Annotated in this window: 14 protein-coding genes and 1 riboswitch; of the genes, 3 read left to right on the top strand and 11 right to left on the bottom strand. The window is 74.7% G+C overall.

The features are described from left to right. The first annotated feature begins 201 nt into the window (after positions 1–201). Positions 202–732: a P-loop NTPase family protein gene (locus ACWCHM_RS13580; RefSeq protein ID WP_281898033.1), complete on the top strand. Its 531-nt coding sequence runs from the start codon at positions 202–204 to the stop codon at positions 730–732. A gap of 28 nt (positions 733–760) precedes the next feature. Here the strand turns inward: ACWCHM_RS13580 and ACWCHM_RS13575 are convergent, their stop codons facing one another. The 3 genes from ACWCHM_RS13575 to ACWCHM_RS13565 form a co-directional block, all read right to left on the bottom strand. Then, positions 761–1567 carry an RICIN domain-containing protein gene (locus tag ACWCHM_RS13575; RefSeq protein WP_454222641.1) on the bottom strand — a complete coding sequence of 269 codons (807 nt, stop codon included), beginning with the start codon at positions 1565–1567 and terminating at the stop codon, positions 761–763. Further along, positions 1557–2069: a SigE family RNA polymerase sigma factor gene (locus tag ACWCHM_RS13570; RefSeq protein ID WP_204960222.1), complete on the bottom strand. Its 513-nt coding sequence runs from the start codon at positions 2067–2069 to the stop codon at positions 1557–1559. The genes ACWCHM_RS13575 and ACWCHM_RS13570 overlap by 11 nt, the downstream gene beginning before the upstream one ends. A gap of 149 nt (positions 2070–2218) precedes the next feature. Continuing rightward, entirely contained in the window at positions 2219–2839 is a 621-nt protein-coding gene (locus ACWCHM_RS13565; protein ID WP_421488517.1) for a hypothetical protein, read from the bottom strand. A gap of 180 nt (positions 2840–3019) precedes the next feature. Between ACWCHM_RS13565 and ACWCHM_RS13560 the strand changes: the two genes are divergently transcribed. Both ACWCHM_RS13560 and ACWCHM_RS13555 read left to right on the top strand, forming a co-directional pair. Then, a complete protein-coding gene (locus tag ACWCHM_RS13560; RefSeq protein ID WP_454222639.1) occupies positions 3020–3538 on the top strand; it encodes a GNAT family N-acetyltransferase in 519 nt (172 codons plus the stop codon). A gap of 106 nt (positions 3539–3644) precedes the next feature. Continuing rightward, positions 3645–4259 carry a dihydrofolate reductase family protein gene (locus ACWCHM_RS13555; RefSeq protein ID WP_281898026.1) on the top strand — a complete coding sequence of 205 codons (615 nt, stop codon included), beginning with the start codon at positions 3645–3647 and terminating at the stop codon, positions 4257–4259. A gap of 42 nt (positions 4260–4301) precedes the next feature. Here ACWCHM_RS13555 and ACWCHM_RS13550 read toward each other — a convergent pair whose 3' ends face one another. The 8 genes from ACWCHM_RS13550 to ACWCHM_RS13515 all read right to left on the bottom strand — a co-directional run bounded on the left by ACWCHM_RS13550 (position 4302) and on the right by ACWCHM_RS13515 (position 11158). Beyond that, positions 4302–5069, bottom strand: a complete 768-nt coding sequence (locus ACWCHM_RS13550) for an ankyrin repeat domain-containing protein (RefSeq protein ID WP_281898024.1) — start codon at positions 5067–5069, stop codon at positions 4302–4304. A 122-nt stretch (positions 5070–5191) separates the two neighbouring features. Continuing rightward, positions 5192–5800 carry a histidine phosphatase family protein gene (locus ACWCHM_RS13545; protein ID WP_454222638.1) on the bottom strand — a complete coding sequence of 203 codons (609 nt, stop codon included), beginning with the start codon at positions 5798–5800 and terminating at the stop codon, positions 5192–5194. Next, the gene (locus ACWCHM_RS13540; RefSeq protein WP_281898021.1) at positions 5797–6600 is read right to left on the bottom strand and encodes a CbtA family protein; all 804 of its coding nucleotides are present in this window, start codon (positions 6598–6600) and stop codon (positions 5797–5799) included. The genes ACWCHM_RS13545 and ACWCHM_RS13540 overlap by 4 nt, the downstream gene beginning before the upstream one ends. Continuing rightward, on the bottom strand, positions 6591–6794 hold the full coding sequence (locus tag ACWCHM_RS13535; protein ID WP_281898019.1) for a CbtB domain-containing protein: 204 nt from the start codon (positions 6792–6794) through the stop codon (positions 6591–6593). The genes ACWCHM_RS13540 and ACWCHM_RS13535 overlap by 10 nt, the downstream gene beginning before the upstream one ends. Before the next feature lie 34 nt (positions 6795–6828). Then, positions 6829–6970: riboswitch (cobalamin riboswitch) on the bottom strand. Positions 6971–7025: 55 nt separating this feature from the next. After that, entirely contained in the window at positions 7026–8468 is a 1443-nt protein-coding gene (locus ACWCHM_RS13530; RefSeq protein ID WP_454223077.1) for a PepSY-associated TM helix domain-containing protein, read from the bottom strand. Between the two features lie 229 nt (positions 8469–8697). Further along, a complete protein-coding gene (locus ACWCHM_RS13525) occupies positions 8698–9297 on the bottom strand; it encodes a copper resistance CopC family protein (protein WP_421488510.1) in 600 nt (199 codons plus the stop codon). Positions 9298–9305: 8 nt separating this feature from the next. After that, positions 9306–10514: a Dyp-type peroxidase gene (locus tag ACWCHM_RS13520; protein WP_281903075.1), complete on the bottom strand. Its 1209-nt coding sequence runs from the start codon at positions 10512–10514 to the stop codon at positions 9306–9308. 23 nt (positions 10515–10537) lie between these two features. Continuing rightward, positions 10538–11158: a copper chaperone PCu(A)C gene (locus tag ACWCHM_RS13515; protein WP_454222636.1), complete on the bottom strand. Its 621-nt coding sequence runs from the start codon at positions 11156–11158 to the stop codon at positions 10538–10540. Positions 11159–11190: the final 32 nt, after the last annotated feature.

Below are 11190 nucleotides of genomic sequence, written 5' to 3'. Positions count from 1 at the left end.
GGCTGGTGGTGGATTCGCAGGTGGAAGTGGAGCTAGTTGGTCTGGATGTTAAACAAACTAATGGACGGCGGGAGATTCCGACAAGAGGCATCGACACCCGCCGTGCCGACCGGCGACCGGCCGTCCGCGCCCGGCGACCGTCGCGCCGGACCGCCCCGGGCGCACCGTGCGGACCGCGTACCTGCTGCGTAGGCTGCCCGGATGAGCGCTCCGTCCCGCATCCTGGTCTACGGGGTGTACGGCGCGGGCAAGTCCACACTCGCCGCGGAACTGGCCGACCGGCTGGGCCTGCCCTGGCACCCCGTCGACGACCTGCTGTGGCTGCCCGGCTGGGTCGAGGTGCCGGTCGCCGAGCAACGCGACCGGATCACGCGGATCTGCCAGGGCGAACAGTGGATCATCGACGGGGCCTACCACGGGTGGCGGGACGTGCCGCTGGGCCGCGCCGACCTGGTCGTCGCCCTGGACTACCCGCGCTGGCTGTCCTTCGGGCGGTTGCTGCGCCGCACCCTCCGCCGGTTAGTGACCGGCGAGGTGATCTGCAACGGCAACCGGGAGACACTGCGCAGCGTGCTGTCCCGGGACTCGATCCTGCTCTGGCACGTCGGCGCGTACGGCCGGGCCCGCCGCCGGATGCGGGCCTGGCAGACCGACCCCACCGGGCCGCCTGTGCTGCGCTTCGACTCCCCGGCGGAACTGGACCGCTGGCTGGCCGGCCTGCCCCGACGGTGAGCGCGGCCCACCTGCGCCCGGGCCGGGCTCAGCCCTGCGGTGCGGGGCCGTTGTCGACGAACCGGAACACCGTCGTCAGCGGGGCGTCGCCCAGTTCCTCGAGGATCAGCCCGCGACGGCTGGAGTACTGCAGGTACGCCGAGTTGTTGCTGACGGCGTAGGTCCGCTGGCCATCGGCCGTGCCGTCGACGGTGATCGAGAACAGTTGCCGTGGCTCCGTCGGCTCACACGGGGCCCCGGCCACGGTGAGCGGCTGGGAACCCGACGACCGGACCTGCCAACAGGCCAGGTCGCCGTCGGCGTCCGGTTCGGCGGTCCGGACCAGGTAGGTGCCGGAACCCTGGGGTACGAAGACGAACAGCGACCGGCCCTCGTCGCCGTCGACCTCACCGAGGCGACCGTCGTCGAGCAGGGACACCGCGCCCTCCGCCGCCGCGGACCGCACCAGGGCGTACCGGCGCTGCCCGAGCCGCAACGGATCGGCGGTCGCCGAACCCTGCGGTGTGGCATCCGTCGCGCCGGGCGTCGGGCCACCGGTGGCCGGGGTACGCGGCGTCGGCCCGGCGGACGGGGTCGCCGTAGGCGGCGTCGACGTCGTGGCGGGCGGACCGACGGGCACGGTGGCCTGCGGCGGCCCCGCCAGGCGGGCCAGGGCGAAACCGGCCCCCAGCGTCCCCAGCACCACGACCCCCACCGCGGCCGTCGCGACGTGCCGCTGCCGACGCCTGCGGTCGCCCCGCCGGCGGACCTCGGCGACCGTGGCGAGCCGACCGGTCTGCCCGGCGTGCCGGGCCAGCCCCCGCAGGGCGTCGTCGAGCATGTCGTCAGACCCCATGGCCCCTCCCCGCCGTCGTCTGCTGTTCGTCGCCGCTCAGGTACCCGGCCAGGCCCCGGCGGCCCCGGGCCAGCCGGGTCTTGACGGTGTTCGGATTCGCCCGGGTCTCCACGGCGATCTCGGCCACGCTGAGGCCGACCAGATGGTGCAGCACGATCGCCCGGCGCTGCTCGCCGGGGATGCGCCGCAACGCCTCGACCAGCACGACATGATCGACCGAGATCGCATCGACCTGCTGGGCGACCGCCTCCCGACGGTGGGCCCGCACCCGGTTCACCGTCTTGCGCCAGGCGCTCACCGCGATCCGGTACGCCACCTTGCGCACCCACGCCTCGGGGCTGTCGCACTCCCGCACCGTCGACCAGCGGCTCCAGGCACGGGCGTACGCCTCGGCCACCGCGTCCTCGGCCTCGGTACGGCTGCCGACCATCGCGTACACCTGCCCCAGCACCCGCTGGGCCGACGAGGCGTAGAACGCGTCGAACTCCTCGGCGTCACGCATCGATCACGATCTCCACCCACCCGCTCGCCTCTGGTCCCGTCCCACCCCGGCGCGGGGCCCACCCGGCCCTGCCCCGCGTGCCCCTGCCACGCCCCGTTCCGGTCGGGTCGGCCGGGGTCGTGCCCCCGGCCGACCCGACCGGCCGAGCGTCACCGTCCGGCCGGTGCCGGCCCGTTGTCGGTGAACCGGAAACTGCTGGTCGGCGGGGCGTCACCCAACTCCTCGAGGATGAGGCCGGAGCGCGCGGAGGTCCGCAGGAACGCCCCGGCGCTGCTGATCAGGTACGACGGCGTGCTGCCGGCCGCCGCGACGATCTCGAACTGCTGGCGCGCGTCGTCGCTGCGGCAGGTGGCCGCCTGCACCACCAACGGCTGGCTGTTGCCCGGATTATGCACCCGCCAGCACAGCGGGCCGGCACTGGTCCGGGCGTACGCCTTGATCAGGTACTTCCCACCGCCCAGCGGGGTCGGTACGAACAGCTGCCGCCCCTGGTCGTCGTCGACCTCGGCCAACCGCCCGGAGTCGGTCAGCGACAGGCCGCCCTCGAACGACCCGACCCGGACGATCGTGTACTGCCGGGTGCCGGTGAACCCGCGCGGGGCGGAACTCGTCTTCGGCGGGGTGGCGGACAGCCCCACCGCCACGGCCGCCGGCTTGCGCTGCGGCTCGGCCCCGGGCGCCTCGGCCTCGGGCCGGGTCTGCGCACAGGCCGCCATTGCGCCGGTCAGGGCCAGCAACCCGACGCCCGCGAGCCATCGTTTCGTCGACATCGTCCGCTCCTTCTGGTGGGGGATCGCGGTCGGCGTACCGGCCCGATGGTCGCCGCCGGTACCCGACTCACCCCTCAGGATGTCCGGAACCGCCCCCGGGTTTCACCAGCCGCCACGATCTTTTCCGCCACCGGCGACGGGATCGCAGCATCCCCCGTCCGGCGGGAGTACCTTCGGCGGGTGCCCGACCTGGTCGCCCCCACCGCCCGCCTGCGTGACGCCTGGCAGGAAGCGCACGCGGAGTGGGGGCCGGGGCAGCACGAGGACGGGTTCGGACTGTGCCCGTCCGACGACGTGGACTCGCCGGCCGGGTTCGCCGCGTGGCTGGTACGACTGACACCACCGCCGGACCGGACCGTGGCCCCCGGCGACACCTGCACCTACCGCTGGATCATCGAGCGGGGGCAGGTGCTCGGCGGGATCGCCCTGCGCTCCGACTGTGACGAGCAGGCACCCTGGGCCGGCCACCTCGGGTACGGCATTCGTCCGTCCGCCCGTCGCCGGGGGCTGGCCAGCTGGGCGGTGCGACGGATGATGGAGGAGGCGCGGCTACTCGGTCGGGAACGGCTGCTGGTTGTGTGCGCGACCGACAACGTCGCCTCCGCGCGGACGATCGAGCGGTGCGGCGGCCTCTTCGAAGGCGTCGGGGACACCCGGTTCGGCCCCACCCGACGCTACTGGATCATGCTGCGCGGATAGGGCCTGCTCACGACAGGCCGGACCGGCGACCGGGGATGGGCGGTGCCCGATCGGGGAGTTTGGGATGCTGAGCCGGTCCGGTTACCGACCCGAAGGGACCCTTCCGATGGCAAAGGTCATCTCCACGCTGTTCATCTCGGCCGACGGCGTGGCCGAGATCGACCCCGACTGGCACTTCCCGTACTTCGACGACAACATGGGGCGGGCCGTCAGCGCGGACTACGATGCCGCCGACGTGCTGCTGTTCGGCCGGGAGACCTACGACAGCTTCGCCGGGGCGTGGCCCGACCGGGAGGCCGCCGGTGGCGACGACGCGCCCTTCGCCAAGCAGCTCGGTGACCTGCGCAAGGTGGTCGTCACGCGGCAGGCGAGGGAGCTGCCCTGGCGCAACTCCGAGGTGCTGGACGGCGACCTCGTCGATGTCGTCACGGCGCTGCGCGACGACCCCGGTGTCGGCGGCGTCCTCATCCCCGGTTCGATCTCCGTGGTGCAGCAGCTGCTCGCCGCCGGTCTCGTCGACGAACTACGGCTGCTGGTGCACCCGGTGGCGGCGCGCAAGGGCCGCCGGCTGTTCGACGACGGGGGTACCCCGTACCACCTGCGGGTGACCACGACCGAGGTGTACCCGACCGGGGTGATCCGGGTGATCTACGCGCCGACCGACGCCCCGGCGGCGGCCGGCTACGACGAGGCCAAGGAGCAGCTGGCCGCCGGGGAGTAGCCCGCAGCCGTCGCGTCGGGCCGGGCGGTGGGCGTACCCGGGTCAGCCGGTGGCATCGGGCGGGTGCGGGCCCAACTCGGCGGCGGTGACGGCACCTCGCGCCCGCAGCCAGCCGACCAGTTCGGTGGCACCGCGCCGGACGGCCGCGTCCAGGGCGGTGCGGTGCTCCCACGGCGGCACCCGGTTGAGCCGCGCGCCGCGTGTCCACAGGTACCCGGCGCAGGACTGCCGCCCGCCGTGGCAGGCACCCCAGAACGCCCAGTCGATCTCGTCGGTCGACGGCGGGGTGTCACCGGTGCAGGCCCGCTCCACCCGGTCGTGCAGGCCGAGCGTCGCCGCGTCGACGAGGGTGGTGCGGGCGCCCCGGACGACCAGCCGGAACGCCGCCCGCCACTGGGCGAAGGCCCGCGCGTTGGCCAGCGGCGTGCCGTCGGCGATCACGCTCCCGGGAGCTTCGATGTCGGCGCCGGCGTCCAGCAGGGCGTCGACGACGTCCACGTCGTCGCAGCTGGCCGCCCAGTGCAGCGGTGTCTCCCGGTGCGGACCGGCGAACCGGGCGTCGACGTCGGCACCGGCGGCGACCAGCGCGGCGACGGTGTCGGCACCACGCGGGAACCGGCCCGGCCAGTCGGTGACCACGTGCAGCAGGGTGCGGACCCCGCCGACCCGGTCGACGATGTGCCCGGCGGCCAACCCCGGGTGCGTGCTGAGCAGCGACCGCAGCCGGGCGAGGTCACCGTCGCGGATCGCCCCGGTCACCGCGACCGCCAACGGATCGTCGGCGGCGAGCAGCGACGGATCACCGGTCATCTGCGCGACCCTACCCGCAGCCGGTTGCCGTGCCCCGCCGCCCGGGTAGGTCGGGGCCAGGACCGAGTCTCACCGCCACCGGCCCGCACCGCCACCTTGTTCGCCGGAGGCGGACCGGCCGGTCATGGTGCATGTCGGTCTCCGGGCCCGGCCGGCGCGGTGAACCGGAGCTGCCACCGCTGGCCGTACCGGCTGAGGCGCACCACCGCCAGGGGGGCGACGTCCAGCCGGGGCAGGGCGGCCATCGGCAGGCCGAGCGCGTGCACGATCGCCACGCGGATCACCATCGGATGGGTCACCGCGACGATCCGCCGGCCCGGCCCGAGCCGGTCGTCGAGCCAGCCGGCGACCCGCTCGCGCAGCGCGACGAGGGACTCCCCGCCGTGCGGCGTCGCCCCGGGCGTCTCCCACCACTGGCGCAGCGCCCCGGGCTCGCGCGCCCCGACGTCGGCCAGGCTGCGCCCGGCCCAGCCGGCGTAGTCGCAGTCGGCCAGCGCGGCCTCGACGGTGGGCCGTAACCCCAGGGCGTACGCGGTCTGCACCGCTGCGGTCGCCGGGCTGGTCAGACAGGTGTCCACGGTGCCCAGTGGCCCGGTCCGGCCGTGACCGGCCAGGGCGAGGGCGGCCTGTCGACCGCCCTCGTCCAGGTCGTCGTCGCCCGCGCCGAACACCGCCCGCCGCAGCGCGCCGGTGTGGGCGTGGGCGACCAGCCGCAGGCTGGTCGAGGTCACGGGCGGGCCGGCGTGCCCTGACCGGTCAGCGGCGCACGGGCCCGGTCGCCGGGGCGCGGCCCTGCGGTGCGTCGGCTCATCAGGGCGCTGAACAACAGACCGAGGGCGGTCCACAGCACCACCTGGGTGCCGAGCGAGGCCAGCCGGAAATTCCACAGCAGGGCTGCCGGGAAGTCCTCCGGGACCTCCTGGAACGACGGCAGGACGACGTACCCGACGCCGGCGACCAGGACGAACCCGCCGAGGGCCGCGCCGCACCGTTGCCAGGGCGGCGCGTCGGCGCGGACCGACCGGTAGCCCAGGGTGCCCGCCCAGACGGCCACCAGGCCGAGCACCACCAACGCCAGGTAGGCGGCGGTGCGCTGGTCGATGGTGTCGGGGTTGCCCACCGCCGGGGGATTGGCCGGGTACTTCCCGAACGGCACGAGCACTACGCCGAGCAGGGCACCGCCCGCCAGCAGCAACGCCGACCGGCCGTCGTCGGCGGCCGGGAACCGTCGGCGCAGCAGCACGTACGCGGTCGCGAGCAGGCCACCCATCGCCGTCCCGAACAGGCCGGTGGCCAGGAACAGGCCGAACCGCTGCCCGTCCCGGCCGACCAGGTCCTCGGCGTGGTGGTCGTCGGCCACCGGCCCGGTGTGGGTGGCGGCCTCCTCGATCGCGATGGCCGCGTCGATGCGCGGCTCACCGGCGAGGTAGCCGAAACCGCCCGCGAGTAGACCGGCGACGAGGCCGGCGAGGAGCCCGCGGAGCAGGACGGTGACGAAGGTGGGTGGGTTGTGGGCAGCGGTCAGTGGCACGGGACACCGAGCAGGTGCCGGCCGTCGTGCATCAGTTCGTGCAGGAACATGCCGCTGCGCGAGACCGCACCCTGGTCGAACGCGACCAGGTAGGTGAGCAGCAGGAGTACGCCGACGACGGCCAGGGCCGTCCACCACAGACGGGTGGACCCGACGGGGTGCACCAGCGGCTGGGCAGGAGTGGGACTCGACATGGGATTCGAACCTTCCCGGGGATGACGCGTCCCCATCGCAAGGCTGCGGACGACCGAGCGTCCTGGCTCACGGACCCGTCGACGACGGAACCGCTCACAGTGGCGCGACCGCGCCGGATTCCCACCGGCTTACCTCGCGACGCCGCAGATAGTGGGTCGACCGTAACGGCGCGACCCCCGACCGGTCAATCGTCGCCCGGGGAATGTGACGTGCCGGCCGGGGGCGGCACGTCATCCGCCGGCCGGTGCGGGGGCGGCGTCGCGGCGACGTCGGGCCGCCACGCCCAGGGCGACGTCGACGACGAGGAAGGCGAGCAGGCTCAGCCCGAGCAGGGGCAAGGCCCAGCCGATCGCCGCCACCACCGGTACGCCGACGGGCACCGCCCACCACGGCAGGCCCCGCACACCACCCCGGGGTGGCGGAGTGCCGGTGCGGGCCCGGCGGTCCGCCCGGGTGGGCCGGCGCTGCCACCACATCCGGTAGCCCCAGACGACGACGCAGAGCAGCCCGAGGGCCAGCGCGGCGAGCAGGATCTGGTTGACCGGGCCGAGGAGCACCCCCATGTGGGCCTGGATGCCGAGTCCACTGAGCTGGGCCAGCAGCGGCCAGTCGGCGAAGTCGCTGCGGGCGGTGACCGTCCCCGTCGTGGGGTCGACGGCGACCCGGTCCTTGGCCACCGGCCAGGTGTTGTCGACCTGGGTGACCGTCCAGGCCGAGCCCGGCTCGCCGGGGGCGATCTCGACCGGGCCGGCCAGCCCGGCCGTCCGGGCGGCGGTCAGCACCCGGTCGAAGGCGGCCGACTCGACCACCCCGCCGGCCCCGGCGGCACCGTGGTGGCCGCCACCGGGGTCGGCCGGAGCCGGTCCGGCGGCGAGGGCGGTGGAGAGTTGCGGGGCGCGGGCGTCGAGGGCGTCGAGACCGGCGCCGAAGTTCGCCCCGGCGTACCGGGACCAGGTCAACCCGGTGGCCGCGAGGAACAGCAGGCCGACGGTGAGCCAGATCCCGGTGGTGGCGTGCCAGCTGCGGGTCCGGCGCACCCCGCGGGCGGCGGTCAGGTCCGGTACGAGCAGGTGCCGCGCGGTGGACCGGGAGGCGCGGCGGCGACGCCACCACAGCACCACCCCGCCGAGCGCGAGCACCCACAGCCAGCTCGCGGCGAGCTCCGAGTAGTGCCGGCCGACCGCGCCCAGGTGCAGGTTGCGGTGCAGGTCGTCCAGCCAGGTGGTGGCCGGTGTGGACCCGAACCAGGTGGTGAGCTGCCCCTGCACCCGGCCGGTGTACGGGTCGACGTACACGGTGTGCTGCTTGTCCGCCAGCTCCGGCACCGTGAACACCACCCTCGTGGTCCGGTCGCCGGTGCCGGGCTGCACCGCGCTGACGCTGCCCTCCGGATGGGCGTTGCGGGCCGCCCCGACCTGGTCGGCCACCGGCACCGGGCGCTCACCCACCTGCGTCACGGTCAACACCTCGCCGTAGAGCGCCGCGTCCACCTGCGGGGCCACCGTGTAGGCGAGCCCGGTCAACGCGGCGACCACCAGGAACGGCGCGACCAGGATGCCGGCGTAGAAGTGCAGCCGCAGCAGCAGCGCGCCGAACGGGGAGCCACCCCGGGCCGGCCGGGCGGGTGGGGCGGGTTCCGGCCTCGGCGGGTCGGACAACTCAGTGACAGACATATCCATCCGATCGAATGTGTTGGATGTATTCGATGGTCGCCCCGTGCCTGCGGGTCAGCCGATTCCCTGCGATCGGCCCCGCCTGGTGAGGTAGTCGCAGCGGACGTCCCCGCGGTTCCCGGCACATGTCCGGACGGGCCGGCGGCGTCACGGGTCCACAAGGGACGACCGTCTGCCGGCACGGGTCTGCCGACCGCGACCGCCTGCGGCCCAGCGGCGGCGGGTGGCTTCAGGGGCGCCGCGACCGGCGTCGCCGACGCAGCAGGGCTGCTGCGGCCAGCAGGACGACTACCGCGCTGCCGGCGGCACCGACGACGGTGGACCGCCCGCCGCCGCGCCCCACCGCGACGGCCGCAGCGGTCGGCGGGTCGGGGGACGCGGTGGGCGGACCGGGGGACGGCGCGGCCGGACCGGCCGGGTCGGCCACGGTGAACGGGTACGACCCCTGCACCGGGTGCCCGTCGGCGGAGACCACCCGGTACGCCACGGTGTACGTCCCGTTGGGCAGGGGACCGGTCACCCGGACGGCTCCCGTCGTGCCGGAGACCACCGGATCGCCGGTAGGGACACGTCGCTTCGTCCCGTCGGTCAGCACGATGGTGGTGAATGTCGGGTCGAGCCGGGCCAGGAACTCCAGCGTGATCGCGGTGGGCGCGTGGGTCAGCGTCGCGTCCCGGGCCGGCGAGGCGGACCGCAGGCCGTTGTGCGCCCGGGCCGGCGGGGCGGCGACGAACAGGCTCAGCACGCCGGCCAGCAGCGCGGCGACGAACCGGCCGGTGACTCGGCGGGGCGGCCCGGCGGCCCGGCGGGACGGTGACCTGGTCGTCATGGGCCGGTTCACCCGAGGACCTGCTGGCCGATCCACCCGTCGGGCGGGCAACCGGGTGGGACGGCGAATACGGCGGAGCCGATCGGGGTGGTCCACTCGTTGAGCAGGTCCCGGTCGGCGAGTCGACGTTGGATGGGCAGGAACTGGGCGGTGACGTCGGCCTGGTACGAGGCGAAGATCAGGCCACTGTCGGCGTGCCCCTGAGGGGAGGGCACACCGTCGTAGTTGTACGGGCGGCGCAGGATCTTCAACCGGTCGTCGGTGACCCGGGCCCGGGTGAGATGGGAGAAGTCGGGGATGACGGTGAGCCCGTCGTCGCCGACCGCGGCGAAGTCGGGCTCGTCGTGCTCGCCGGTGCCGGTGAGCGGGGCGCCGGTGTCGAGCCGACGGCCGACGGCGAGTTCCCGGTCGGTACGGCCGAGCAGGTCCCAGGTCTCCAGGTTCATGCTGATCCGGCGGATTACCAGGGTGGTGCTGTCGCGCAGCCAGTCCGGACCGTCGGGCACCCAGACGGCGGTGTCCAACGCGACGCCGGGGCGGGGGTTGGCGGTGCCGTCGAGCTGGCCGAACAGGTTACGTTGGGTGTGCCCGGCGGGCTCGACGCCGGGGCTGCGCCGGAAGCCCTGCTGCACCCATGCGACGGTGGCGAAGGGCCGGCTGTCCTTGACCAGCACCCGCTGGGCGTGCGCGACGGTGACCGCGTCGTCGGCGCAGATCTGCACCAGCAGGTCCCCACCGGACCAGGCCGGTCGGAGCCGGTCGATCCGCAACGCCGGCAGGTCGGCCACCGACGCCGGCCGCCTGTCGTCGACGCCCGCTGCCCGATAGAGGCCGGGACCGAAACCGAAGGTCACGGTCAGCCGCGCCGGCAGCAGCCCGAGTTCGGCCTCGGTGTCGGCCAACGCCGGCCGGCCCTGGGTGAGCCGGGCGGCGTCATCGCTGAGCAGCCGCAGCAGCCGGCCCAGCGCCGCCCGGTCGGTTCCCGGTCGCAGGGTGAACGCGACGAACGCGGCGTGGGCCTGCGGCTCGGTGGCCACGCCCGCCTGCCGGGGCCCGTGAAACGGCTCGACCAGGCTGCCGACGGCCGCCACCGGACTCGGTTGCGGCACGCCCGGCCCGTCGCTCGGGCCGTCCCGCCCGGCGACGACCACCGCGCCGCCGGCCAGCGCGCCCCCCGCCGCCAGTGCCCCGCCGGCGAGCAGGCCACGCCGGCCCACCGCACGGACCCCCGGGTGTCCGGTCACGACGTCGGTCCGGTCGTCGGCTGTCCGCTCATGGCCGGCTGTCCGCTCGGCTGCGGCACGGGAGCGCCGTGGCCGGGGGCGTAGCTCTCCTGCGCCCCGGTGAACGGCTTTGCCACGGCGGTGAACTGCTGGGTCCGGCCGTCGGCGAAGGTGAGGGTCACGGTGACCTCGTCGCCGGCCCGCACCGGCTGGCGGAGGTCCATCAGCATCAGGTGGTCGCCGCCGGGCTCCAACACGTGGGTGCCCTTCGCCCTGATCACGATGCCGCCCTGCTTCTGCCGCATGATCATCTTGCCGTCCTGCATGGTCATCTCGTGCAGTTCCAGCGCCGACACCGTGGAGCTGGCCCCGGTGAGCGTGACGTCGGCGTCGCTGTCGTTGACAAGCGTCCCGAAGGCCGCCGTCATGCCCTTGTCGGCCGCCTTCACCCACGGGTCCCGGATGCCGATCACCCCGGCGGGGGTGCTCGCCGGGGCCGAGGCGCCCGGCCGGGGGCCCGACGCCGGGTCGGCCGGGCCGCAGCCGGCGGTGCCCACGGCCAGCAGGGCGGCGGTGGTGGTGGCGGCGAAGACGACTGACGCGCGTCGATTCGTGCCGAGTGGACCGGTGGGACGCATGGGGTTCTTCCTCCGTTGTGCCGATGCTCTGT

The sequence above is a fragment of the Micromonospora sp. SCSIO 07396 genome (assembly GCF_053667945.1).
This window is presented reverse-complemented; position numbering and strand designations above follow the sequence as displayed.